The following is a 25,984-nucleotide window of genomic DNA, read 5'->3' on the forward strand; positions in this document are numbered from 1 at the left end:
GATTTTTGGAATTTGAGATTTGGAATTTTCTGACTATTGTTTGTAAACCACGCCGGGCCTGCTCATCAACCTTTCCAGCCATGGAAACATTTCAAAGCCCGATTGACGATATAAATCGTGAGCATCTTGTGTAGTCAGTAAAAACCTCCGTAATTGAAATTCATCAGCCATTTTGCAGAAGCCTTTCATCATTTCCTTGGAAAGCCCTTTGCCTCTGTGTGCCTTTATTACAAAAATATCTGCAAGGTAAGCAAACGTGGCGCGGTCTGTTATCATCCTGCCAAATCCAACCTGGTTACCGTTTTCATCATAAATGCCAATAGACAAGGAATATTGAATTGCACGTTTTACTGTTTCATAAGGAACGCCTTTTGCCCAGTAACTTTCTTTGTCTAAAAACTGATGAACAACTTCAGGTTGTACTTTTTCTTTATTGGTGGAAAAAAGATACCCCTCATATCGGTAATCAGGGAAAATGATGTCATTCTGGTGTGTCATACCACAAATTTAAAATTGTTCCTGCATTTATAAAAAAAGAAGATTAAATCAAAATTTAGTTACTGACAATTACCAATAAATAATAGGAAAATAACCGAAATAAATAAATCCGTAGCCCCTGTGGTTCAATGCAAATCGTTATCTTTGTCCTCGTTCATTATTTTACTTACTCAAAATTTTTTTTTATATTATGGGTTACATAAAGGACCTGTTTAAGGAAAAATCAACGGCTTTGAATGCAGACATTAAAAAAATGATTGCAGAGCACGGAGATTATAAAATAGGAGAAATTACTATTGCACAGGTTTATCAGGGAATGCGCGGTATGACCGGATTAATTACCGAAACTTCTTTGCTGGATTCAAATGAAGGTATCCGTTTTCGTGGCTATTCCATTCCGGAATTAAGAGAAAAATTGCCAAAAGCCGAAGGCGGAACAGAACCTTTGCCAGAAGGTTTATTTCACCTGATGTTAATAGGTGAGTTGCCTACAAAAGAAGATGTTGACCATTTGACAGCAGTTTGGGCGCGCCGTTCGCATGTTCCTAACTATGTATTTGATGTTATTGAATCATTGCCTGTAAATACACACCCGATGACGCAATTCAGCATCGGCATCATGGCATTACAACGTGAATCTATTTTTGCAAAAGAATACGAAAAAGGTATCAACAAAAAAGATCATTGGGATTTCATTTATGAAGATACAATGAACCTTATTGCACGTTTACCACGTGTTGCAGCATATATCTATCGCCGTAAATATAAAAACGGCGACCATATCCATCCTAATGGTATGTTGGATTGGGCAGGAAACTTTGCACACATGTTAGGTATTGAGGATAAAGGTTTCTGGGCTTTGATGCGTCTTTACATGACTATCCATGCTGACCATGAAGGTGGAAACGTTTCTGCACATACTACACACCTTGTTGGTTCTGCATTGAGCGATCCTTATCTGGCTCTTGCAGCAGGTATGAATGGTTTGGCAGGTCCTTTGCATGGTCTGGCAAACCAGGAAGTAATTCGCTGGATTGAAGAAATGCAACGTGAACTGGAAACAGAAGCTCCAAGCAAAGAGCAGATTGCTGATTATATCAGAAAAACTTTGTCTGAAGGTAAAGTTGTTCCGGGTTATGGTCATGCAGTATTACGCAAAACGGATCCCCGCTTTACAGCTCAAATGGAGTTCGGTAAAACCCATTGTCCTGATGATCCATTGGTTCAAACCGTTTGGAATATCTATGATGTTGCTCCGGGTATTTTAGGAGAAACAGGTAAAATCAAAAATCCGTGGCCGAATGTGGATGCGCATAGTGGTGCATTGTTGAAACATTATGGTTTGGTAGAAGAAGATTTCTACACTGTATTGTTCGGTGTAAGCCGTGCATTAGGTGTATTGGCAAGCCTTTGTTGGGACAGAGCTTTAGGTTTACCATTAGAGCGTCCAAAATCAGTTACTACAGAATATCTGAAGAAATTGGTTGTAGGTGAAGCAGTAGAAGAAGATTAAATCATTTGATAAATATAAACGATAAAGAGGCTGTCCGAAAAGGGCAGCCTCTTCTTTTAAATAAATTAAACAGTCGAAACTATTGCTTGGTAATTTTAATTGTCTGGCTTTGTTGCTCATCAGTATATTTAATAAAATAAATACCCGCTGCAAGATTCTTCACATCTATTTCCATTTCATTTTTAGTTACTTCTATAGTTTGTGACAGTTTACCGGCGACATCCATTATTGTAACTATTGCATTATTTTGGATAGTTCCATCAATTTTCAGGGCAACTTTATCTTGAGCAGGATTAGGATAAACATGAATTGCAAAGTCTGATAATGATTTTACTTCAGCGGACACAGTTTTGCTATAGATAAATGAACCATTTTCTGTCATCATTTTTAGCCTGTAGTAATTCATGCCCAATACTGCTTTTTCATCCCAATAAGTGTAAGCAGATGGCTGTCCATTAGCATTTATTTTTGCAATCTTTTTAAAGTTGCGTGCGTCTGTACTGCTTTCCAATTCGAAGTAATCTGCTTTGGTTTCTTTGGCAGTTGCCCAGTCAATTCTGTTTTTGTTACCTACATTTTTAGCTGTGATTGTTTCTAAATCTATTGCTAAAGGAGTGGAAGTTGGTATAGGAATTTCATCGGCGCCAATCGTTACAGGTGTGCCAACAATCGTACTTCTGCTATCGCCATCTATATCTGTACTAATCGTTGGTATGGCAATACCACGTCCATATACATTCCAGGCATTTACATGGTTGCCATCGATATGCAAGTCCGTAGCCGAAACAAATGTAACCGGAGCATTTATAGAATGAGCGTCTTTACTGGTACTTGCTTTCCACGATGTAAATGTATAGTATGTGTTTCCCGAAAGAGCAACAATACTATCTGCTGTAAATAGTAAGTTGTAATCACTTGTACTCCCACCCCCTATAATGGCAAAGCTTTTGAAGGACGGCGGCGCGAAGAAGCTTCCAACTCTTTTGTTGTTAAATATATTGTTCCTTAATATGGCATTTCCGCCAGAAAAAGCTGCAGACGTACCAGCATAAACAAAAGCAGAAACAGCAGAGCCAGTTATATTTACTGTATTGTTATAATAAGCATGCATTCCACTGCCTGTTTTCTTTATACCATATATATTTGCTGTCGGGCCAGATATTGCACCCAAATTAATAGTATTGTTATAAACTGTATCATTACCTCCGCCTCCTTCCTTAATACCGATAAGGTTATTGATATTGGGATTTGGAGGCTGATTATTACTATTGTATAGGTTGTAAATATAATCAATGTTATTATTGAAGATATTAGTAGTTGCTGTATTGGTGCTGATGTAGTTTATTCCTGTCACTGCAAAATAATACGCATTTATAATATTGCTTATTTTATTGTTTGAAATTTTATTTGTGGTTGCAGCTCCCGATAACTTAACGGATATTGCTATCGGTACACAACTGTCGGAAAAATTAGGATTCTGTACTGCATACACCGAACTAATGCTATCTATTACATTATGGTCAATGTTAAATTGACAACTACCGGATACAATTATTGCTCCAAATGTCGGAGGAGCAGTAACAGTGGCATTTGCTTGTCTTATTTTTCTAATAGTGTTATTGGTGATGGCGGCATTAGAAGAATTCATATTAATGGCTGCCAGATTTATAGATTCGAAACCACTAGCAGTTACAACAGTAAGATTGTTGATGAAATTACTATCTACAGTAGCATTTGAAGTTTGTAGGTTTATGCCATAGACAGAATGACCTATTATATTTGAAATCCTGTTTTGGCTAATCGATATAGGACTTGTCGCAGTTCCAGAACCGGATAAGGCAATTCCTGTTATCATAAAGTTATTAAGGTGGTCTGCAGATGCCACCTGCATTGGACCGCCACTTCTATCCGGAGCCTGCCCTCCAATATTATTTCCTGAAATAATGTGACCGTTTCCTACTATCGCCCGAACCCCATAAATGCTTGTAAGGATATTTGCTGTCGTACTTTGATAAAAAGCATTGTTCAATATCTTCCAATTGTCGCCAGTACCGGCGGCCAGGCCCATTGCTTCATTGCTCCAGTTAATAAATTCATTACCGGAGATAATGCAATTATCATTGGTGGCAGTAGTGGTTCCGACTGATCTTACCAGATTCTTTGGATAGCCTGTGGTATTGTCTTTGATGATGTTGTTCAGTATTGCTATAGAATCATTTCCTGTTCCTCCCGCAATATTGGTGGCACCGATCAAAATGACACTTTTATTAATAGTTGTATCAACTCCTTCAAAATAGCAATTCATAACAGTGTCACTTTTGCAATCATTCAGAAAAGCTAATGTATTGGCTTGTTTATTGGTACTTGTAAAACGCAGGAATTTGCCAGCTCCGGAGAAGCTACCATCGATTACGACGTTTCTTACGTTGGAAAGGTTAATCATATTTACGCCGCTTCCTGAAAGTACTCTTTCAGTTGTCCCATCAGGAACAATTCTGACCTGATAATTCCCGATGCCACTTTCAACCCATTTATTTAGAGTAACTGTGCCCGGTTCGGTAATATCAGAGGCGATCTGTGCTGTAAGATTTCCTGTAACCATACCTGTATTTATTGCATCAAACAGTCCTCCTGTTCCTGTGAGGGTTGTGTATGTTTGCCCTGTACCAATGTTTATTGTTCCGGTTAATTGGGCAAATCCCTTAGGAGCCATGAAAAGTACCGATAAAAAAAGAAAGATTCCTTTTGCGAAATTTTTTTTCATGTTGAAAGTCTCTTTATTGAATATGAGGATTGTATCTTTAAATTTAACATTCTAAATGTACTTATATTATTATTGCTAATGTAGTACAAAGCCTACATTTTCGCTATAATGGTCTTGAAAACGTTGTTTCTTTCTTGATAACGTTGAAATTAATAGAAAATGCCATTCCAATCGGAACGGCATTTTCTATTAATTTCAACACAAGATATCTAATATCTAAAGTCTAATATCTGACATCTGAAAGATTACAAATGTATCGCTTCGCCTAAAGCTACTTCGATAGCGTCTTTCACAGCTTCACTCATAGTAGGGTGAGGGAAGATAGTATCTAATTGTTCATGGTAAGTAGTTTCCAGTTTACGTGCAGTAACAGTTTCAGCAATGATTTCGGTTACGTTTGCACCGATTAAGTGCGCACCAAGCCATTCGCCGTATTTAGCATCCAAAACTACCTTTACGAAACCTTCGCTTGCACCTGCAGCGCTTGCTTTACCACTTGCAGAGAATGGGAATTTACCCACTTTCACTTCGTAGCCTGCATCTTTAGCCTGTTTTTCAGTCATGCCGACAGAAGCAATTTCAGGTGTGCAATAAGTACAACCCGGTACATTACCATAATCCAATGCTTCAGGAACATGTCCGTACTTGCCTTCTTTTTGTGCAATAGCTTCGATACAGATAACCGCTTCTTTCATAGCAACGTGTGCCAATGCTTGTCCCGGAACGATATCGCCGATTGCATAAATACCTTCTACATTAGTTTTGTAGTAATGGTCAACCGTTACTTTACCTTTATCTGTTGCAATGTTCAATGTTTCAATGCCAATATTTTCAAGATTGGTTGCAACACCTACTGCGCTTAATAAAACATCTGCTTCCAAAACGATATCGCCTGTTGCTGTTTTAACAGTAGCTTTCACACCCGCACCGGAAGTGTCAACTTTCTCAACAGAAGCATTAGTCATTACCGTAATGCCTTTTTTCTTGAATGATTTTTCCAGTTCTTTAGAAATATCTTCATCTTCTACAGGCACAATACGAGGCATGAATTCAACGATTGTTACCTGAGTGCCTAATGTATGATAGAAATAACCAAATTCAACACCAATAGCACCGCTACCCACTACAATCATAGATTTCGGCTGTTGCGGCAATACCATTGCTTCCCTGTAACCGATTATTTTTTTACCGTCGATAGGTAAAGTTGGCAATTCGCGACTGCGGCCACCTGTAGCCAGCACAACGTGCTTTGCCTGATGTGTAGTAACATTACCATCAGCACCCATTACTTCTACTTCTTTCTTTGCATTCACTTTGCCATGACCAACCAGCACATCAATCTTGTTTTTCTTCATAAGGAACTGAATTCCTTTGCTCATTTTATCAGCAACGCCACGGCTACGCTTAATTACTTTTTCAAAATCAACTTTTGAAGCGCCTACTTCAATACCGTAATCTTGTGCATGGCTGATGTATTCAAATACCTGCGCAGATTTCAATAATGCTTTAGTCGGGATACATCCCCAGTTAAGACAGATTCCACCAAGGCTTTCTTTTTCAACGATAGCTGTCTTGAAACCTAATTGTGAAGCACGGATAGCGGCAACATATCCGCCCGGGCCACTGCCTATTACGATCACATCGTATGCCATAAGAGTATAAATTGATTGTTTTTTCGAAATTTATAAAACAGGGCAAATGTAGTCAATAAAATGATAAAATCCTGTTTCCGGATGCCTTGATTCAAACTGCAGGCCTCAATGGCCTAAAACCCTAATTCATTAAAATTTCTTAAAATTAAAATATACCTCAACCATTTAACTGCTAAGGTGTTATTGTTTAAACGATAAATGAAAAATTGAACTATTCCTAAAGCTAAATATTAATGATAATTCTATGAACACACAAACACAAACTGCAGAGTTAGAGACTGTTCCTCATGTTGATCTTCAACGTTATTTGGGTAAATGGTATGATATAGCTCATTTTCCGCAGGCCTTTCAAAGTGGCTGTAGTTGTACTACTGCGGAATACAGACTGAATGATGACGGAACTCTGCAGGTTATAAACACGTGTAACAAAGACGGGAAAACAAAGATTTCGAAAGGTGTGGCAAAAGTGCAGGACAAGGGTATCAATGCAAAATTAGCCGTTACATTTTTCTGGCCGTTTGCCGGTAAATATTGGATTATTGATCTGGCGAGAGATTATAGTTATGCGGTTGTCGGTCATCCCAACAGAAATTATTTGTGGATTTTAAGCCGTACTGCTGAGTTGGATGCCAAAACCTATTCTGAGATTCTTTCAAGAGTGAAAAATAAAGGATACGACCTTTCGAAACTTGAAAAGACAATTCACATGAACAATTAAAGATGCGTTATATTTAGGTGATACAAACAAAAGAGGGGCTTTGCTCCTCTTTTTCTGTTTTACATTTCAGGTAACAGCTTCTTTCTTAAAATAATTGATAACTTTCCTGAGCAATTAAATTTAAGAATTCATCATTGACATAATAACAACATTATGAAAGTTATAATAACGGGTGCAACAGGCATGGTAGGAGAAGGTGTATTAATAGAATGCCTGGAAAATGAAATGGTAACAGAAATATTAATGGTCAACCGAAAGACATCTCCTGTTAAACATCCCAAGCTAAAAGAGTTATTGATTCCTGATTTTATGAGACCGGATGGTTATGAAGATGACTTAACAGGTTATGATGCCTGTTTTTATTGTGCAGGTATAAGCTCTGTAGGCATGAAGGAGGAAAAATATACGCTGATTACTTATGACACCACCATTGCATTTGCCGCTAAACTTGCGTCGCTGAATCCGGATATGGTTTTCAGCTTCGTTTCGGGTAGTCATACAGATAGCACAGAGAATGGAAGGATAATGTGGGCGCGTGTAAAAGGCAGGACAGAAAATGCTTTGATGAAACTACCTTTTAAGAAGGCCTATAACTTTCGGCCGGGTTTTATGAAGCCTTTTAAAGAGCAGAAAAATATAAAGTCATTTTTCAAGCCCCTAATTGCAATTTTTCCTGTACTATTTCCGAAGCGTTCATTAACCATGAAGCAAGTAGGTCAAGCTATGATAAATACCGTGAGGAAGGATTATCCTAAACAAATACTGGAGATTGAGGACATCAAAGCTTTAGCTGCGTTATAATACGATTTGAAATCAGTAAAAACCAATTCTTCATTTATCATAATAGCTGAACTTATTTCAATCTTTGAAATAAGCAAAGGATATCCCGGTAAGAGATATCCTTTACTTAAAACGAATCAAAAATTATTTTTTTGACTCTTTTGAACTGTGCTTTTCAGCATGTTTTTTAGAAGCCTCATTTGCATGTGTCTTTGCATTTTGGGCATGTCCTGTTGCAGCATGTGCATGGCTTGCAGCCGTGTCATCATTGTCTTCCATGTGAGCCTTGTGAGCGCTACGGTGATGCTTGGCTGCTGCTTCGTGATGGTTAGCCGCTTCTTCGTGGTGGCTATGTTTTGTATTAGGCATAATAAATTGTTTTTGAGCTATTATTACAACATAGCAGCGCCAATAGTTTAGACTCATTTTGTTAAATGAGAACACAATGCCCTTGTTTTATATTTAGCAATATATTATAGTTTGGTTATTAAAAGTTTTTGCTCAACAAAAAGTTCGTAAAGTAAGGCCGGGTAGAAAATTGTCCATCCAGAAACGTAAATGCTCCATTTTCTATCATCTGTTACAGTTGCAATTTTGCATTGTCAATAACAATTAAAACTTAAAAGAAATGACAAACACAAAATTCACAGTTCCTCAGAGAGAGGACGTATCAGCAAACAATCAGGTGATTTTTGACAACTTAAAAAAAGCAATTGGCTTTGTTCCTAATCTGTATGCTACAATTGCTTATAGCGATACCGCTTTGGAAAGTTATTTAAATTTTCAGAATAGTAAAACATCATTAAGCAAAAAAGAAAAAGAAGCTGTTAATCTGGTTGTGAGCCAGGTAAACAATTGTGCGTATTGCCTGTCTGCCCATACTGTATTAGGAAAGATGAATGGTTTTACTGAAGAACAAACTATTGAAATAAGAAAAGGAACCGCATCTTTTGATAATAAGCTGAATGCACTTGTAACATTTACTAAAGAAGCAACCATCAATAAAGGCAAGGTAAGTGAAACAATATTGAATAACTTTCTGGGGGCGGGTTATTCAAACGCAAGTATTATAGATGTAATCGCAGCCATTGCCGATAAAGTAATCATGAATTATATTCACAATCTTACTCAGGTTCCAATTGATTTTCCATTGGCAAGTTCTTTAAATTAATAACCAAAGGCAAAGCTGTAGATATTACTTATAGCTTTGCCCTAAATTTATAATATGAATCAGCAAAGACTTCCGATTCCACCCTTTACATTGGAAACAGCACAGCAAAAAGTACAATTAGCAGAAAATGCCTGGAACACCCGTAATCCCGAAATTATATGTGAGGCTTATACAATAGATACCGAATGGAGAAACCGTACTGAATTTATCAATGGGCGAGAGGCTGTAAAAGCATTTTTAAAAAGAAAATGGGAGAAGGAATTAGACTACAGATTGAAGAAAGAATTATGGGGATTTCGTGAAAACCGTATGGCGGTGGCTTTTCAATATGAATGGCACAATCACGAAGGACAATGGTTTAGAAGTTACGGAAACGAACTTTGGGAGTTTGATGAAAACGGATTGATGCGTAAACGTTTTGCAAGCATTAATGACTTGACTATTGCTGAAAATGAACGCACGCTCTTTTAAATAAAACAGATATGGTTACCACATTGATTAACCCGCAAAATGGAAACCTTGCCTTCAAGATCTTCGATTTTGAAAGTAATGAGCATTTTGATCATATTCAGCGCAACAATTATTATTCTTTAATTTTTGTGAAAGAGGGCGAAGGCATTGTGAAGGCTGATTTTACAAATTATGAGCTGAAAAGGAATACAGTTTTTGCTTTTTCGCCTTACCAACCCTTTATGTTTGTTCCGAAAGAAACCGTTAAAGGCTTTGCCATACAATTTCATCCCGATTTTTTCTGCATACACAGGCATCAGAATGAGGTGGCATGTAATGGTGTTCTGTTTAATAATATTTACCATCCGCCTCTTTTAGAAATCAATGATTTACAGGTACAGCAATTTGATATCATTGCCGGACAATTAAAAGAAGAAGCGCAGAACGTTGCTTTGGCACAATATGAACTCCTGGTATCTCAGTTAAAAATACTCCTGATTCATTTGTCAAGAATTAAAGTAGAACAACAACCGGACACAACTGCTGGTATTATCGATGGTAAACAGCCTTTTATTTTACAAAACCTGAAAGATGCCATTGAAAATAATTTCAAGACAAAACATTCGGCAGGAGACTATGCTGGTTTATTAAATATTTCTGCAAAAGCATTGGGCAGAATAACAAAGACACATTTCAACAAAACATTGACCGGACTGATATCAGAACGAATTATTATTGAAGCCAAACGGGAATTATATCTTACTTCAAAAACAATAAAAGAAATTGCCTATGAATTAGGGTATGACGATGAATTTTATTTTAGCCGTTTTTTTAAAGTTAATGCAGATGTGTCTCCTCAACTATATCGTGATACTGTCGGTTTTGCCGTGGCAGAGAAGTAACATATCAAGACAATCCTTTTACCCATTCATTCAGAATGCTTAATGATTGATATACATTTTTGTGTAGAAAAGGCTCTCTTAATATCAGGAGACGACAAAAAGACTGAAATTATGTTTACCTTAACATTTAAAATTCAGAAATTATATGAAACGTCTATTACTTCCTGTGCTTTTTTTAATGACCGGAGTAGCTGTCTTTGCACAAACTCCTCAAAATAAAAAACGTGTTGTCGTGTTTGATTTTTCAGACACCTGGTGCTCTCCTTGCGGTCAGTTTGGTGTAGCAGTTGCCGATACGGTTGATAATAAGCTTCAGGATGGCGACAAAGGCTATCTTATAGGAATAAAGGGATCCTTTGAGCCAAGTTCTCCTGCCTGGATCAATGCTTTGGGAGCCGGCACTCTTTTTGATAATTTCGGATTACAAGGTGTTCCCACACTTATGGTAGGTAATTACGAATCTCAGGCTACCACAGGTAACAATGCAGGTGATATTGCAGACATTATGAATGCAACCGCTACCTTCGATGCAAAACCGGTAGTTGCCAGTACTGCTGCAAATATGACCATTAATGGAAATGTGCTGACCGTCAATGCCAAAGCAAAATTCTGGGAAGATGCAACAGGTGAATACTATATGACAGCATTCCTTGCCGAAGATAATATTGTAGCAGCTCAGGCCAGCAATTTGGCTAATACCATTCACCATCATGTATTGAAAGGCGCTATGGCTACAACCGGTGCCGCATTAAACCCTGTTCCCTGGGGCGAGCAGATCGGTTCATCCTCCATTACTGCTAACACTGAATTTCCTAAAACCTATACGGTGAATATTGATACCGTATCAAACAAGGAAAATCTGGAAGTGTATATTCTTCTATTTAAAAAAAATGGCAGCACCTATGAATATATAAATGCAGAAAAAGCCAAGAAAGCTGTAACAGGTTTAAACGAAGCAATGGCAAACATAAGTCAGGTCAAGCTGTATCCTAATCCGACAAATAATGCTTCTTATTTAGAGCTGAATTTAACACGTCCTATGCAGGTAAACATAAATGTTACCGATGTATTGGGACGGCAGGTATATAAAGTAACTCAGTCTTTATATATTGGACAGAACACCATAGCTATTCCTTCATATAATTTTGAAGCAGGGCAATACAACGTTACTATTACAGACGAAAACCAGAGCCGCTTTAGCCGGAAACTAATAGTAAATGAATAACTACTCAGAAGCCCGAATTAAGGCATTGCAGTAACAGTATTTTTTCGAGTAAAAATACCGCTAAGAAATAAGCCCATAATTGAAAACTTATGGGCTTATTTCTTAGTGCTTCTTTTCTTTCCGCGCCTTATCTTCTTCCGGCGATGTTTTTTCAGCATTCTTTGCAGGATTATTAGGTAAAGGACTTGCATCCGGTTTACCCGCAGAGAAATTATCCCCGTTTTCAGGATATTCCTTTTCATATGCTTCGTTCTTCTTATTCTTTTTATCTGCCATGATCTTAAAGTTGGTTTCCTTAAAAACACAGGATAATCCTAATTGTTTCAAAATCTTTCAGATTCTCCTGTATGGGCGTTTAGAAAAATTAATTACTTGTCTAAATACAACTAATAACAAAGGCCCACAATTGCTTGTGAGCCTTTTCTGTTCGTCGGGACGACTGGATTTGAACCAGCGACCCCATGCACCCCATGCATGTACGCTACCGGGCTGCGCTACGTCCCGAACATCATTCCGTTTTTACGGGTTGCGAAAATAAATAAATTTTTGATTTTACAATGACCTAAAAAGAAATAATCTTTGCAGCTAAATCAGTTCATGCTTTCTATCAATACGCCATCACATCAAGACTTGTTTCAGCAATGCAATGCCTGCGTGCTGATACCTACTTACAATAATGCACAGACATTGGCGGCATTGATAAGCGATGTAGCGAACTATACACATAATATCATCGTTGTCAATGATGGTTCTACCGATAATACAGCAGCCATTTTAGCACAATATAATTTTATAAAAGTATTAAGTTACAGCCCCAACAGAGGCAAAGGCAATGCTCTGAAGAAGGGTTTCAGGATGGCATTGGAGTATGGATACCGATATGCCATAACAATAGACAGCGACGGACAGCATTATCCCAAAGATTTACCAAAATTTATAGATGCTATAATAGAAAGGCCGGACAGTCTTATAATTGGTGCGCGTAATATGGATCAGGCACATATTCCCGGTAAAAGCAGTTTTGGAAATAAATTCAGTAATTTCTGGTTTTGGGTGGAAACAGGTATCACCCTGCCTGATACGCAATCCGGTTATCGTTTATATCCTCTGGAATTTCTAAGAAAGATGAAATTCTTTACACGCAAATATGAATTCGAGATTGAGGTACCCGTAAGATTGGCATGGAAACGCGTGCCTGTATTTGCCATCCCCGTTTCGGTTTATTATCCGCCTGCATCCGAAAGAATAACGCATTTCAGGCCTTTCAAAGATTTTACACGCATCAGCATACTCAATACCTTTCTTACTTTTATTGCTTTGCTGTGGATTCATCCCCGCAATTTCATCCTGACCATTACAAGTCGTAAAGGGTTGAAAAAAATATGGCAGGAAATTGTTGTCAGAAGCGATGAAAGTAATTTTACCAAAGCCATCAGCATTGCTTTCGGCATTTTTATGGGTATCGTTCCTTTATGGGGTTTCCAATTGGCCATCGGTATTCCTTTGGCTGTATATTTCAGGATGAACAAAGCCTTATTTCTATTGGCCGCGAACATCAGTATTTTCCCGCCCATCTTCTGGGCATTAAGCCTTGTGACGGGCAAAATAATCTTAGGTTATGAAAACTGGAGCCTGAAATGGAATGATATTTCCCTGAATCAGGTAAAAGAAGCTGGCGCTGCCTTCTTTTTGGGCGGCACGGTTTTAGCCATTACAATGGGACTGTTTGCATTTCTACTCTCCTTTTTGCTATTAAAGATTTTCAGGAAGAAATCTTCCTTAACCAATTGAGTTGCGGCTTTTCAAAATATTAAACCCTGATAATACACATTAGCGTAGTTTCTAATCAAACTTTTAAGGCTATCTTTTGTTTGTCTGATAGATAAAACAAAAAATTATGAAACACCTTAAAATATGTGCAATGATATTTGCGCTTCTTCAAACAACGAATATCGTTATAGCGCAGACATCTTCAACAAAAACCACCGTTAAGACAATTACACAAACGGAAACTACTATAACAGATGCCGATACAACTGTGAAGGTAACGGAGAAATATGTGAGGCCTGCCGTTCCGGTAGTCGCTCCTTCGATTATGAAATACCTGGTGAATGCCTATCCGGAATACACCGTGCTTGTAAAAGCCATCAATGCCATTGAAATGAATGCAACCTTTGAAGCAAACGGCCCCGTCACTGTTTTTGCGCCACGCAACAGGGCATTCAGCAATATTCGTACATCAAACATTAACAAGATGCTGAAACCCGAAATGCGTGATTCGCTGAAAGGTATTCTTACTTATATGATAGTAGCCGGAAATTGGAAGACTGAAGATCTTACACAGAAAATAAAAGAAGGAGGCGGCAGCTATTCATTGCCTACTGTTGGCGGTACGGGTAATCTGAATTTTGTATTGAACGGAGATGTTGTTTTTATAAAAGATAACAGGGGAAATCAGTTTGCTTTAGGTAAGCCCGTTACAACAGGGACCGGAATAATATATCCTGTGGATAAACTATTGTTGCCGTAATTCCTCAAACTATTTGCAGGTAAAGGAATTCCCTTATGTAAATATGTTTGTTTCATTTAATAGCGTAATTTTGGAGAGCAGTTGTCAACTGCTCTTTTTTTATAATCCAATCAATCATTGTTGTGCAGACAAACGAATGTATTTCGGTATTCGATATTTTTAAGATAGGCATTGGCCCCAGCAGTTCGCATACATTGGGTCCGTGGAAGGCTGCATTGAGTTTTCTTAAAACGCTGGAGCAAAAATATACACTTGAAGATGTTGCAAGCGTAAAAGTTTTATTATACGGCTCATTAGCCAAAACAGGCCATGGGCATGGAACGGATGTTGCCGTTATGCTTGGGCTTTGCGGCGAAGACCCGGTTACCTTTGATGTGAATAAAATTGACAGCACCGTTTTTTCATTGAAAACCAATAAGAAGATGTTATTGGGCGGCAAAAAGGAAATTCCTTTCAATCCGCCTGTCGATATTGAATTTCTGATGAACGAATCGCTGCCTTATCATCCAAATGCCTTGACTTTCCTTTGTTCGTTTAATAATGGCGATTCTATTGCCGAAACATATTATTCTATAGGTGGCGGATTTGTAGAAAAAGAAGGTGATAAAAATAATAATTCAAATTCCGCCGATCTTTATTTTCCTATAGAAAACTCGCAGGATTTACTGCATTGGTGCATTAAAACCGGCCTGAGCATCTCAGAAATTGTAGGTGAGAATGAAAATGCCTGGAGACCGGAATCAGAAACGCGTGCAGGTATCCTTAAGATATGGCAGACGATGAAGGAATGTATCTATCGCGGTTGCCATAAAGAAGGTAAACTGCCCGGAGGGCTGGATGTGTCGCGCAGGGCAGCTCCGTTGAATAAAAGATTGTTGAAAGGCAAAACCTATTCCAACTATGATGAATGGCTGGCAGCTATAAGAGAAGGTGGCAGCAGCTTTCAGTACATTCTGGATTGGGTGAGCTGTTTTGCATTGGCTGTAAATGAAGAAAATGCTTCCTTCAGTCGCGTGGTTACAGCGCCTACTAATGGCGCTGCGGGTGTAATTCCGGCTGTACTGCAATACTTTGTTGCTTTCTGTGACGGCAATGATGAAGATAAAATCATACAATTCATTTTATGCGCTTCCGAAATAGGAAGTATATTTAAAAAAGGTGCAACAATATCCGCAGCTATGGGTGGTTGCCAGGCAGAGATCGGTGTTTCCTCAGCTATGGCTGCCGCCGCACTTACGGAATGTTTGGGTGGTAGTATTCGTCAATGCTTGATGGCCTCCGAAATTGCGATGGAACATCATTTGGGCTTAACCTGTGACCCTGTTGCCGGTCTGGTACAAGTGCCATGTATAGAACGCAATACAATGGGAGCTATTAAAGCTATTACGGCAGCTCAATTGGCTTTACAAAGCAATCCTTATCAGGCAAGAGTTTCATTGGATGCCGTTGTAAAAACAATGTGGGAAACCGCGTTGGATATGAACACCAAATACAAAGAAACCGCTGACGGTGGCCTCGCTATTAATATTCCTTTGGGGCTGAGCGAATGTTAGCCATTTGAATTTTACATGTACAAAAAAGAAGAAGCATCCCAGGTCAGACAAGCCTTTTGGAAAGCCTATGGTATGTATATGGCTTTGCAGCTTTCTGCCGAAGGCCTAAAAATAAACTGGATTAATTATAAGACAGGTGTTAAATACCTGAACTTTAAAATGGATGCGGATAAAAAGCATGCTTATATCCACATCCATTTGTCGCATCCGGATATAGAGATTCAGCAAATGATGATGGAGCAATTCAAAGCTGTTGAAAAGCTTTTACAGCTTCATATTCAGGAAGAATGGGAATGGAAACTGCATGAAACGGATGAACATGGAAATATTTACAGTTTCATCGGTATATCGATTGATAATGTCAATATATTTAACCAGGATGACTGGCCGAAGTTGATCCAGTTTTTTAAACCGCGCATGATTGCCCTTGATGCCTTCTGGAGCGAAGCTCAATATGCATTTGATTTGTTTAAATGACGTTTTAGGTATCCGGCACCTCTGAGATGCCGACACTTAAAACACACTAATACTATCGATTAAAAAATGATTGACTACGAAAACGCAGAGATAAAACATATTGCTGTTCACAAAGTCGGTAACAAGCTTACGGATGACGGCATGCATCTTTCAAAAGAAGCAGTCCGTTTTGAAGATGCTTATACGCCAACGGTTTTGCTGAAATATTTCATTCATTCTTTTAATACGGATGAATTGTTTCGTTTTGTGCATCCGACAGATTTATCGCTGAATGAAATCTATACTTTTGTTTCAAAAATATTTGAACAGCCGGAAGTATTACATCAACAATCCATCGAGATTGCGAAGCATTTATATGAGCAATCTGTGCATCCTAAAATCAGTTCGGGAGAGCTGTGTGTTGTTTATTTCGCAGGATTGATTGTTGATGAAAGAAGTGTACGTGCTATTGGTATTTTCAAATCGGAAAATAAAGATACTTTCCTGAAGGTGAATACGGAAAGCGATGATTTTAAAATAAGTTATGATGATGGCATCAATGTAAATAAAGTAGAAAAAGGCTGTCTGATATTTGATGATGAAAGATCAGATGGTTTCAGGCTTTGTATGATTGATTCGCAGCGTTCCGGCGATGCCCAGTATTGGAAAGAACATTTCCTGAATATACAGCCTATCAGCAACGACTATCATAATACCAAAGACTTTTTAAGTATAGCAAAAGACTTTGTTACGAAGCAATTGGTTGAGGATTTCGAAGTTTCAAAAGCAGACCAGATAGATTTTCTGAATCGTTCGGTAAATTATTTCAAGCATAACGAGACTTTTGAGAAAGATGATTTTGTAGAAGCTGTTTTTCAGGATAAAGGCATTATTGAGTCTTTTAATTCCTTTGATGAAACCTACAGGATGGAGCATGATATCCAGATGAATGACTCTTTTGAAATATCGCCTATGGCTGTTAAGAAACAAGCGCGTATTTTTAAAAGCGTATTGAAGTTGGATAAGAATTTTCACATTTATATTCATGGCGACAGAGATTTGATAGAGCAGGGCATTGATAATGACGGAAGGAAATATTATAAAATTTATTTTGATGAAGAGTCATGATTATCCAACAGCGGAATTGTCTTCGTTTAGTGTTAATATGTGATTGTTAAATATTATAAGGTTTGGCCTTATAGCACAAGGTTTGAGCCGAAATCGGGAATATGGGCGTATATTTGGCGACCAAAAATCATGTTATGAAAAAGATACTTGTAACCGGGGGATGTGGATATATTGGAAGCCATACTATTGTTGATTTGATTAACAATGGATATGAAGTTATTTCAATTGATAATCTTTCACGTGGATTTCAGCAAACCATTAATGGCGTAAGCGCTATCGTCGGTAAAACAGTTAAGAATTACATTGTTGATATCTGCAATCTGGAAGATGTGCGTGCCGTGTTTGAAGAAAATCTGGATATAGTAGGCATCATTCACTTTGCAGCCTATAAATCTGTTCCCGAGTCTGTAAGCCAGCCATTGGAATATTTCAGAAATAACATTACCTCGTTGTTGAATATCCTGGAATGTGCGAAGGAATATGACGTAAAAAATATTGTCTTCTCTTCTTCCTGTTCGGTATATGGAAATGCAGACGTATTACCGGTTACGGAAGCCACTCCTTTAAAAGAAGTACAATCGCCTTATGCAAGAACGAAAGTGATGGGCGAGGAAATCTGCGGGGATTATATCAAAGCTAACCCAGGGTTTAAAGTTATCCTGCTTCGTTATTTTAATCCTGTCGGCGCGCATCCTACTTCATTAATCGGCGAACTGAATCAAAAACCGGAAAATCTGGTTCCGATTATTACGCAAACGGCTATAGGCAAGCGGGATAGCATGACTGTGTTTGGAAATGATTATGATACCAGAGACGGTTCCTGCATTCGTGATTATATCCATGTAATGGACATTGCAAATGCACATACAAAAGCAGTAACAAAATCTATAGCAGATGAATTGCCTTCCGATTGTGAATTATACAATCTTGGTACAGGTAATGGCGTTACTGTTTTAGAGCTTATCAAAACCTTTGAAGAAGTTTCAAAAACAAAATTGAATTATACCATTGGTGGTCGCAGGGAAGGTGATATAATTGCCGTTTATGCAAATAATGATAAAGCCAAAAATGAGTTAGGCTGGAACTGCCAATACAATGTGGAAGCCATGATGGACACTGCCTGGAAGTGGGAGTTACAATTGGCAAGCACTGCCAAGAAAGTGTTATTAAACTAAAATGAACATACAGCAAAACGAGAATAAGGCAATCGTGCTTTTTGATGGTGTTTGTAATCTTTGTAATACCTGGGTTCAAAGAATTATCAAAAATGACGCACATGATTATTTTCGTTTTGCTTCCCTTCAATCCGATATTGGTAAAAGTATTCTGAAACAATATCAGGTTTCATTGCCTCCTGATGCTGAAAGTGTTATACTGATTGAATCCGGTAAAACATATCTCTATTCTACAGCGGCTTTGCGAATTGCAGGCAAGCTTTCAGGCGCTTACAAACTATTATACCCCCTTTTGATTCTTCCCGAATTTTTACGTAACCCGCTTTATAAATTCATTGCCCGTAACCGTTACCGCTGGTGGGGTAAACAGGAAAGTTGTATGATGCCCTCAGAAAAGCTAAAGTCTAAGTTTCTGTAATGCTTTTGTCATAATTTAAGATTTCGTCGTTTTTATTACGCTTGTTTGGTATTTTTGATGTACATAAAATACTAAATAATGATAAGGCATACAATTTTTACATGCTTCTTTTTTGCATCAGCAACCATCCTGAATGCCCAGCCCAATGCAGAACTTCCTAATAATGAGTTTGACAATTGGTCAAGTCTTTACAATCCTGATGGTTGGGGAACTATTGAAAGTGCTTTCCAGTCAGACTTTGGAATTACTGTGAAAGATACAGATGACAAAAAGAACGGAGCCGCTTCTTTAAAATTAATCACCAGTGAATTAAATGGTTCTAAGCAGTATGGGCTTGCAGCAGTTGGCAGGACCTGGTATAGGACCAATCCGCATGGTATCCGCATTCAGGGCATACCTTATACTTCAAGGCCGGATACCTTATGGCTGCTTTATAAATATACTACACCCGGGTCAGATACAGCCGCAGTTCAGATGGGACTTTATGCAAATCCGACAGGCGCTCAACAAGAATTTTCGCTGCAGGTTATTTATGCTATTTCACCAAAAACCGAATGGACATTGCGTCCATTCAAACTGTCTTCAAAATACAGCAGCACCCAAACACCTGACAGCATTATATTCAACTTGTATTCCAGCTATACCAATGCTAACAGAACCATAGGATCTACATTACAGGTGGATGGCGTTTATTTCAATAGCCCGGGGAATGTTACATCTATTCACGATATGGACAAAGCAGGTGCCGACCTTAAAATTTATCCTAATCCGGCAAACGGTAAATTTATTTCTCTGAAAACAGAAGCGGATTTAAAGGGTTGTCAATTTGAAGTACATAGTATTTCCGGTAAAGATGTTATTCGCTTTAAACTTGACGGTTCGAAACGTTCGTTTGATATTTCATCATTGAGCTCCGGTCCTTATTTATGGCTATTAGTTGATAAGGCCGGAGGAATTGTAAACAAAGGGAAACTGATTAAGACTAATTAAGTTTAAACGTATCTGTTTATTAAAGCCGTCTTCTCATGCTCGTTGTGAGAGACGGCTTTTTATTTTACAGATTCATTCTTTGTCTTTATTATTTCTGTCCGTATTTTTTCACCGAAAACTATTCACCGCTTACCTATTTGCTTATAGTGTTAGCCTAAATTCGGTTTCTCACTGTGCTGATGCGGCATAATTTTGTAATCAATAAGTTAAACACTTTAATCGCAATTTATGAACCAGGCAATTATCCACAATAACAATAAACCTATAATTTCTATACTGGCTCCGGGTGATAAGATTCAGCATTATTCAAAAGATGCCATGTTACTGGTGAATGATAAGCTTCCTAATCAAAATTTTAATCAGGATGATTTTGTATTGATAAAAGGAGTAGTAAGAAATCCGGAACATCACTGTAATGAGATGTTTCACATGTTGGAAGAGGGTAGGGTTATAGCTTTGGAGCAAGGCCGTGGCAGCTCATTTGAACATATGAAGGATGAAAGCGTATTGTTCCATGCATTGATACCGAAACAAACAAATTCTGAATACAAAGAAGTATTATTAAAAGGAAAGGAATGGTTGCGCAAAGCCTTTGCAGGTTGGCACCATGCTTACCACGAAGTATTTGCCGCTGCTCAGGTAATAGCTATTCAGGCTTTGTAAAAATCCAAACGCTATAAGGACTTTAAGCCCTTATAGCGTTGATTGTAAATTGTACTTACCACTTCACTTGGAGTTTAAAAGAATCTGTATCAATATCAGGAAACAGCCGGAATATCTTCCGCCAGCATTTCATTGCCTGCTTTATCGTAATAGATACATTTCATTTTGACCATATCCACAATCCACTTTTCAACGCCTGCATTTGCAGATTGCTGGCAAAAGGTCGGATAATCTGTTTTTCCTAACTGATGCACTTTTAAGGCATGTTCAAGGTTTTCGGGAGAAGCAGGCGCCGCAATTTCTTTTGCAAGCCATTTGGCATTTGCGTCAATACTGAAATTATCCTGCCCTTTATATAATATATGCCCGTCCGAAACATAATGCTCGTAAGAGGTAACGCCTAAGGATTTCATCTCCTGAACATACTTTGGGAAATCCGCTCCGCTTTTTACCTTGGCGTGTGCCGATTGTATTTGCTCTAATGTGAACATGGTTTAATAGTTTTATTGTTGTATGGTTGATACACATTTGATGATATAATAGTATTCAATTTTGAAGTTGTATAATCTTATAGGTTTTTAAAACCTATAAGATTTGCTTCCAGATAATGGATTGCTTCATCTATAATTTAGTTCATGCAATCTGCCATGCTCTTCAAACTTTACATACACAGGATATCTTACCGCTTTTGTATCGGTAGGAAACCAATTTCTTTCATTGCCTGAAATTACAAATAATCCTTCGCTGCTTCCCAGGGCACAGAAATTCTCTCTCGGTGGCTGTTTTTCGTAATACGGCAGATCGTAACGTTCGCTGAGTGCTTCGCCAAACTGCAATACATTTTCATTTACAAGACCAACTTCACTGATATTTAAAATGGTTGCTGTACTAAATGCATCATTGCTTTTAATATCATTATCAAATCTCAGGATAAATTCGAGTATATTTTGATTGTCGTCATAGAAATAAACAGATTTGGCATTCCAGTTTTCAAAATCTACAATGACGTTGTGGTTTTCAAAAGGTATTAATGCAATGCTGCGGCTTAACCATTCAATGGCTTCGTTCAGCTTATTGCAGGGAATTTCAAAAGCAATATGGTAAACGGGTTGTAATGTTTCTGTAATCCGGAAAGTAAGCCGGGAATGCCCTGCGTTATAGCTTATGCTTTGTTCGTCTTTATGAACCGTATTTAATTGCAGTTTGTTACTATAAAATTTTTCAATTGATTGCAGGTCTGCCGTTAATAGTTCGACTTCCAGGATTTTCATCGCTTTCAGGTTTCATCATTCTCGATTAAGAAATTGCTCTTGTTGCCAAAAAATGCCACGTTCTCCAAATATTCCATTACCATCAAGGTATTTGTCAATAAACTCAAATATAGAATTACTGAAAATTATATCTGCGCTCGATGAATGGTCATTGTTTATTATCTGATAAGAATCTTCAGAAATATTGATTTCCCACGTGTCCGAGTAAATCATATATTCTGCAAAATAAATCCTGTTACTTGGTAATTCAGCTTTGTATTCTGAGATCTCTTCAAGTGGAATAATCCTAAAAAGATAATCAAGTGTCTCAAAGCCGTTAGCTGTCAAATAGAACTCTTTTATTTCAAATGGCAATTTAATATTTACTCTTTCTTCAAATGTTTTGATTTCCTCTATTGTAGCAGGTGGATTGAGTGCTATACCCAGTTCTATACTTTGTTTTTTGTATTTTTCTAATAAGAATTCTAATTTGTTCATGATAAGAGATTATTTCAAAATTTATCTCAAACTCATCTCCATCTCATATTGCACTACCGGTTTCTGTAATCCCATATTTTCTAAAAAAGCATTGGTTGCTATATCTTTATCATCCACATTAATCATTGCCATTTCGGCCGTATAATCAACAGCTATAACATTCAAAAGTTGACTTGCTATTCGATGTCTTCTGTATTCCTTACCCACAGCCAGTTGCTGTATTCTTTTAGTATTCGGATTGTAAATGATATAACCTGTTAATGCATCTTGTTTATAAGCTCCCAATGCGATATTGCTTTCTTTCAGTTGTTCGATTGCCATAAAAGAATTGGACCAGGATGGCTGCCAGTCCCAAAACGATTGTAGTTTTTCCCTGTCATAACGTTCCAGTGTTTTAATGTTTATATCTGATGTTGTATTGCCGGTATGGACAGTTCCTTTGTAGCAATTCAAAGTTCGGGAAATCTTAAAACCGGTAGCTTCATAAATCTTTATTGCAGGTTTATTTATAGTGATGACTTCTAAAATTATTTTATCAAAACCTTTTGCTATGAGCACCGGTATAATAAACTTATACATCTGCATGGTAAGTTTCTGTCCACGCATTTCAGGAATCACTCCGGTGCCGCCGTTATAAGCGTAAAGTTGTTTATTAATGATGTCCTGACCATGTAATATATAGCCCACCAATTTCCCATCTTCAAAAGCGCCGACAGAAATTTCCGGATTCAGGTTTTCACTTTTTATTTTGCCTTCCAATTGTTCGAGGCTCAATTTGAACGGCACTACATAATCGGAGAATGCTTCGTTAAATGTATCAAGAATGGTTGTGAAAGGCACACCTTGTAATGTCCGGAAAGTCATATTAATATTTGGAGTTGATAATCTAAGCCAGGTTATGGTTGGTAAATCGTCTTATTTAAAATAATACGTCGGCTATTTCGGGTGTCTTGTCAAAAACGCTTTTTGCAAAAGGGCATAAAGGCAATATTTTGATATTGCTTTCCCTTGCAAAGGCAACTGCCTGCATTACCAGCTTTTTACCTACGCCTTGTCCTCCGAATGCAGGATTAACTTCGGTATGGTCTATTATTAACTTGGTATCGCCGGCCCATGTATAGGTCATTAAACCTGCTTCGGTGTCATTTTCTAAGGCACGGAAATAGCCGTTTTTTTCGTGATTTACTTGTTCTATATGCATTTTCGTTTTTTGAGATTTTGTTTGATTAACTGTTTTACACAAAAAATGTTTAAAGGTTTGAAAATAAAGGTAGGGCATTTCGCTTTATCTGCAAGTGTTGAAAAAACAACATAGAATAGGTAGGTGAATCGCGCTTTTAGCTTCCTCATTTTTCTTCAAAGAGGGGAACGCGTAAGAAAAAATGGTTTTTAAAAAAGCACAGATGTACCATTATTTGGCATGATTGTCCTATGGCTTACTTACATGCTTTTCCGTCTTTAGTTATAGCAATAGGTGTTTTATGGAAAACAAAGTATCTGGTCGGACCGGAAAAGTATGGAGATTATTCGCCGCCCTGTTTTTATTGATGGTTGTGGTTCCCGGAGCGGACGCACAGCAATATACATTGGAATGGCAAAAGGCTTATGACTGGGATAGCCAGATGTCAACTGGAGATCAGGCTTTTGATATTCAGGCTACCAATGATAACGGATATATACTTGCAGGCAGAACAAACCTGGATATTTTGTGGGATGCAAAAGGGCGTGTAACAAAACTGAACAGCGCAGGTGCAGTGGAATGGGATAAAATGTATGGAGACAGTACAGCCACTTGTTATCTGAATTCGATAAGGCAAACACAGGATGGTGGGTATATTGCCCTGGGAAGCATGACGGCAATGAACACTACAACCGGAATGGCAAGCGGCTGGCATGGCAGTTATGATCTTCTTGTTCTGAAGCTGGATGCATCGGGAAATGTTCAGTGGCATAAATGTTTAGGCGGTTCTTCTGATGAAGAGCCGGGAGCAATCAGGCAGACGGCTGACGGAGGCTATATTGTTTCGGGAAGTACTGCTTCCGATGATGGTGATGTTCCTGACAACAACCATTTTGATATAAATAATCCTTCTTTTGATTTATGGCTGATAAAGCTGAATGCATCGGGTAATATTGTCTGGCAGCATACTTATGGCGGCTCTTCGGACGAGATTGCGGCTGGAACAGAGGTATTGTCTGATGGCAGTTTTATTGTATGTGGTAATACAAGTTCTAATGACGGCGATGTAAGCGGCAGCCACGGTTTGTATCCCGACGGATGGATCCTGAAAGTAACTTCCAACGGAACTTTTTTATGGCAAAGATGTTTCGGAAGCTCCGGTGAAGAACGATTTTTTAATATAGTCTCCACCACCGACAATGGCTTTATGGCAGCGGGTTATACTTCTGATAACGGCGGCAATGTAACAGGCTTTCATGGAGGCTTCTATGATGCATGGGTAGTTAAAATAAATAGCGCAGGTAATCAGGAATGGCAAAGAACCATTGGCGGCAGCGGCACTGAAATGGCGGGTGCTGTAAAGCAATTACCTGATGGTGGATATGCAGTAGCGGGTGAAGGAAATTCTGCTGACGGTGATGTGCCGGCTTTATCGGGTGAAAGGGATGTATGGGTTTGCTATCTTTCCAATGATGGCGGCATTACAGGTTCGCAGGATTTTGGGGGCATTAATAATGATGGATATTACGGCGGATGGTCTGCCATGTATTTAGGTGTCAATATAACCACCACAATTGACAATGGGCTTGCCGTAACGGCCAGTACTCAGTCTCCCGACATACCCGGATTTGTTGACAACAGTGAGTTTTATGTGATAAAACTTAAAGGAAAGCCAGGCTGCGATACAACCGTAACGGTATCGGACACTGTTATCTGCAACAGCGATCCTTTTCTTGTAACACTGCACAGTACCATTATGGGCGGTGACAGTTACCGTTGGGTCAATTCGGTTCCGGGGCCGGCTATTACGGTTGTTTTACCGGGTACTTATTTCTGTAATGTATTGACAGGATGTAATTTTCATACGGATACGATACATGTATTACTGCCGGTCGCGTTGCCGCAAAGCCTGGGATTAGATAATGTCAATGTATGTAAAGGCAGCGATTTCATAATCGGAAATAAAGAAAGTATAAAGGGTATTCAGTACTTATGGAATACAGGAGAGCGACAATCTTTCATTCATCCTGAAAAAGAAGGTGTTTATACACTTTCGGTATCGAACGGCTGTGACAGCAGGGATGATTCGGCTAATGTTACGTTTATGGAATGCAATCAGTGCTTATTTGTTCCCAATGCATTTTCGCCTGATGGAGATGGGTTGAACGATGTTTTCGGTGCAAGGAATTTGTGTGAGATTAAAAGCTTTCAGATACAGGTTTATAACCGTTGGGGGCAGCTTGTATTCAACGCAAATAACATTGCTGAAAAGTGGGACGGCACTTATAATAATGGTGTTGCAGATGTCGGGGCTTATTTTTATCAGATATCTTTTACATCGGCTGATAACACGATACAGTATAGAAAAGGCGAAATTATGTTGATAAGATAACAGGCATAGTATGAATCAGTACGGGCCTGTGTTTCTACATGGGCCTTTGTTTTTCAGGTTTGAAACTTTTTGTTTTGT

General features: G+C 38.4%; 27 protein-coding genes and 1 tRNA gene. 17 read left to right on the forward strand and 11 right to left on the reverse strand.

The annotated features are described in order from the left end of the window. Window positions 1–33: 33 nt before the first annotated feature. Complete coding sequence (locus F0919_RS10545; RefSeq protein ID WP_150032706.1) at window positions 34–498, reverse strand: GNAT family N-acetyltransferase; 465 nt, start codon at window positions 496–498, stop codon at window positions 34–36. A gap of 190 nt (window positions 499–688) precedes the next feature. On the opposite strand from F0919_RS10545, the gene F0919_RS10550 reads away from it, so the two are divergent. Beyond that, the gene (locus F0919_RS10550) at window positions 689–2,011 is read left to right on the forward strand and encodes a citrate (Si)-synthase, eukaryotic (RefSeq protein ID WP_150032707.1); all 1,323 of its coding nucleotides are present in this window, start codon (window positions 689–691) and stop codon (window positions 2,009–2,011) included. 79 nt (window positions 2,012–2,090) lie between these two features. Here the strand turns inward: F0919_RS10550 and F0919_RS10555 are convergent, their stop codons facing one another. Further along, complete coding sequence (locus tag F0919_RS10555) at window positions 2,091–4,775, reverse strand: T9SS type A sorting domain-containing protein (RefSeq protein WP_150032708.1); 2,685 nt, start codon at window positions 4,773–4,775, stop codon at window positions 2,091–2,093. A gap of 245 nt (window positions 4,776–5,020) precedes the next feature. Next, window positions 5,021–6,427 (reverse strand): dihydrolipoyl dehydrogenase, encoded by a 1,407-nt coding sequence (gene lpdA / locus F0919_RS10560; RefSeq protein ID WP_150032709.1) that lies wholly within the window; start codon window positions 6,425–6,427, stop codon window positions 5,021–5,023. A gap of 244 nt (window positions 6,428–6,671) precedes the next feature. Here lpdA and F0919_RS10565 point away from each other — a divergent pair, with 244 nt between their 5' ends. Both F0919_RS10565 and F0919_RS10570 read left to right on the forward strand, forming a co-directional pair. Next, window positions 6,672–7,145: a lipocalin family protein gene (locus F0919_RS10565; RefSeq protein ID WP_150032710.1), complete on the forward strand. Its 474-nt coding sequence runs from the start codon at window positions 6,672–6,674 to the stop codon at window positions 7,143–7,145. A 153-nt stretch (window positions 7,146–7,298) separates the two neighbouring features. Then, entirely contained in the window at window positions 7,299–7,946 is a 648-nt protein-coding gene (locus F0919_RS10570) for an NAD-dependent epimerase/dehydratase family protein (RefSeq protein ID WP_150032711.1), read from the forward strand. A 123-nt stretch (window positions 7,947–8,069) separates the two neighbouring features. Here the strand turns inward: F0919_RS10570 and F0919_RS10575 are convergent, their stop codons facing one another. Continuing rightward, on the reverse strand, window positions 8,070–8,294 hold the full coding sequence (locus F0919_RS10575; protein ID WP_150032712.1) for a hypothetical protein: 225 nt from the start codon (window positions 8,292–8,294) through the stop codon (window positions 8,070–8,072). A 259-nt stretch (window positions 8,295–8,553) separates the two neighbouring features. Here F0919_RS10575 and F0919_RS10580 point away from each other — a divergent pair, with 259 nt between their 5' ends. The 4 genes from F0919_RS10580 (at window position 8,554) to F0919_RS10595 (ending at window position 11,673) form a co-directional block, all read left to right on the forward strand. Then, window positions 8,554–9,096 (forward strand): carboxymuconolactone decarboxylase family protein, encoded by a 543-nt coding sequence (locus tag F0919_RS10580; protein ID WP_150032713.1) that lies wholly within the window; start codon window positions 8,554–8,556, stop codon window positions 9,094–9,096. 54 nt (window positions 9,097–9,150) lie between these two features. Beyond that, the gene (locus F0919_RS10585) at window positions 9,151–9,567 is read left to right on the forward strand and encodes a nuclear transport factor 2 family protein (RefSeq protein WP_150032714.1); all 417 of its coding nucleotides are present in this window, start codon (window positions 9,151–9,153) and stop codon (window positions 9,565–9,567) included. 11 nt (window positions 9,568–9,578) lie between these two features. Next, window positions 9,579–10,448 carry a helix-turn-helix domain-containing protein gene (locus tag F0919_RS10590; RefSeq protein WP_150032715.1) on the forward strand — a complete coding sequence of 290 codons (870 nt, stop codon included), beginning with the start codon at window positions 9,579–9,581 and terminating at the stop codon, window positions 10,446–10,448. A 145-nt stretch (window positions 10,449–10,593) separates the two neighbouring features. Beyond that, a complete protein-coding gene (locus F0919_RS10595) occupies window positions 10,594–11,673 on the forward strand; it encodes an Omp28-related outer membrane protein (protein WP_150032716.1) in 1,080 nt (359 codons plus the stop codon). 102 nt (window positions 11,674–11,775) lie between these two features. Here F0919_RS10595 and F0919_RS18445 read toward each other — a convergent pair whose 3' ends face one another. Together F0919_RS18445 and F0919_RS10600 are read right to left on the reverse strand one after the other, a co-directional pair. Continuing rightward, window positions 11,776–11,949 carry a hypothetical protein gene (locus F0919_RS18445; RefSeq protein WP_190277347.1) on the reverse strand — a complete coding sequence of 58 codons (174 nt, stop codon included), beginning with the start codon at window positions 11,947–11,949 and terminating at the stop codon, window positions 11,776–11,778. A 154-nt stretch (window positions 11,950–12,103) separates the two neighbouring features. Continuing rightward, window positions 12,104–12,177: transfer RNA gene (locus F0919_RS10600), tRNA-Pro, on the reverse strand. A 75-nt stretch (window positions 12,178–12,252) separates the two neighbouring features. Between F0919_RS10600 and F0919_RS10605 the strand changes: the two genes are divergently transcribed. The 9 genes from F0919_RS10605 to F0919_RS10645 all read left to right on the forward strand — a co-directional run bounded on the left by F0919_RS10605 (window position 12,253) and on the right by F0919_RS10645 (window position 20,586). Further along, the gene (locus F0919_RS10605; RefSeq protein ID WP_235903492.1) at window positions 12,253–13,464 is read left to right on the forward strand and encodes a DUF2062 domain-containing protein; all 1,212 of its coding nucleotides are present in this window, start codon (window positions 12,253–12,255) and stop codon (window positions 13,462–13,464) included. Between the two features lie 106 nt (window positions 13,465–13,570). Next, window positions 13,571–14,203: a fasciclin domain-containing protein gene (locus F0919_RS10610; protein WP_150032717.1), complete on the forward strand. Its 633-nt coding sequence runs from the start codon at window positions 13,571–13,573 to the stop codon at window positions 14,201–14,203. A 122-nt stretch (window positions 14,204–14,325) separates the two neighbouring features. Further along, the gene (locus F0919_RS10615; protein ID WP_150032718.1) at window positions 14,326–15,756 is read left to right on the forward strand and encodes an L-serine ammonia-lyase; all 1,431 of its coding nucleotides are present in this window, start codon (window positions 14,326–14,328) and stop codon (window positions 15,754–15,756) included. 15 nt (window positions 15,757–15,771) lie between these two features. Then, window positions 15,772–16,233, forward strand: coding sequence for a DUF4268 domain-containing protein (locus tag F0919_RS10620; RefSeq protein WP_150032719.1), 462 nt, complete (start codon window positions 15,772–15,774; stop codon window positions 16,231–16,233). A 66-nt stretch (window positions 16,234–16,299) separates the two neighbouring features. Further along, window positions 16,300–17,340, forward strand: coding sequence for a nucleoid-associated protein (locus F0919_RS10625; RefSeq protein WP_150032720.1), 1,041 nt, complete (start codon window positions 16,300–16,302; stop codon window positions 17,338–17,340). 134 nt (window positions 17,341–17,474) lie between these two features. Then, complete coding sequence (gene galE / locus F0919_RS10630) at window positions 17,475–18,515, forward strand: UDP-glucose 4-epimerase GalE (protein ID WP_150032721.1); 1,041 nt, start codon at window positions 17,475–17,477, stop codon at window positions 18,513–18,515. Window position 18,516: 1 nt separating this feature from the next. Next, window positions 18,517–18,933 (forward strand): thiol-disulfide oxidoreductase DCC family protein, encoded by a 417-nt coding sequence (locus F0919_RS10635; protein WP_150032722.1) that lies wholly within the window; start codon window positions 18,517–18,519, stop codon window positions 18,931–18,933. A gap of 78 nt (window positions 18,934–19,011) precedes the next feature. Further along, window positions 19,012–19,923: a T9SS type A sorting domain-containing protein gene (locus F0919_RS10640; protein ID WP_150032723.1), complete on the forward strand. Its 912-nt coding sequence runs from the start codon at window positions 19,012–19,014 to the stop codon at window positions 19,921–19,923. 228 nt (window positions 19,924–20,151) lie between these two features. Next, window positions 20,152–20,586 carry a hypothetical protein gene (locus F0919_RS10645; protein ID WP_150032724.1) on the forward strand — a complete coding sequence of 145 codons (435 nt, stop codon included), beginning with the start codon at window positions 20,152–20,154 and terminating at the stop codon, window positions 20,584–20,586. A gap of 95 nt (window positions 20,587–20,681) precedes the next feature. Here F0919_RS10645 and F0919_RS10650 read toward each other — a convergent pair whose 3' ends face one another. The 5 genes from F0919_RS10650 to F0919_RS10670 form a co-directional block, all read right to left on the reverse strand. Continuing rightward, the gene (locus F0919_RS10650) at window positions 20,682–21,077 is read right to left on the reverse strand and encodes a DUF1398 domain-containing protein (protein WP_150032725.1); all 396 of its coding nucleotides are present in this window, start codon (window positions 21,075–21,077) and stop codon (window positions 20,682–20,684) included. A 126-nt stretch (window positions 21,078–21,203) separates the two neighbouring features. Next, entirely contained in the window at window positions 21,204–21,857 is a 654-nt protein-coding gene (locus F0919_RS10655) for a VOC family protein (protein WP_150032726.1), read from the reverse strand. A gap of 15 nt (window positions 21,858–21,872) precedes the next feature. Beyond that, the gene (locus F0919_RS10660) at window positions 21,873–22,334 is read right to left on the reverse strand and encodes an SMI1/KNR4 family protein (RefSeq protein ID WP_150032728.1); all 462 of its coding nucleotides are present in this window, start codon (window positions 22,332–22,334) and stop codon (window positions 21,873–21,875) included. Window positions 22,335–22,355: 21 nt separating this feature from the next. After that, entirely contained in the window at window positions 22,356–23,198 is an 843-nt protein-coding gene (locus F0919_RS10665) for a GNAT family N-acetyltransferase (protein WP_150032729.1), read from the reverse strand. A 55-nt stretch (window positions 23,199–23,253) separates the two neighbouring features. Further along, window positions 23,254–23,535 (reverse strand): GNAT family N-acetyltransferase, encoded by a 282-nt coding sequence (locus F0919_RS10670; RefSeq protein ID WP_235903493.1) that lies wholly within the window; start codon window positions 23,533–23,535, stop codon window positions 23,254–23,256. A 280-nt stretch (window positions 23,536–23,815) separates the two neighbouring features. Between F0919_RS10670 and F0919_RS10675 the strand changes: the two genes are divergently transcribed. Beyond that, window positions 23,816–25,906: a gliding motility-associated C-terminal domain-containing protein gene (locus tag F0919_RS10675; RefSeq protein WP_150032731.1), complete on the forward strand. Its 2,091-nt coding sequence runs from the start codon at window positions 23,816–23,818 to the stop codon at window positions 25,904–25,906. Window positions 25,907–25,984 lie beyond the last annotated feature (78 nt).

The sequence above is a fragment of the Taibaiella lutea genome (assembly GCF_008629695.1).
In the GTDB taxonomy this organism is placed as follows: Bacteria; Bacteroidota; Bacteroidia; order Chitinophagales; family Chitinophagaceae; genus Taibaiella; species Taibaiella lutea.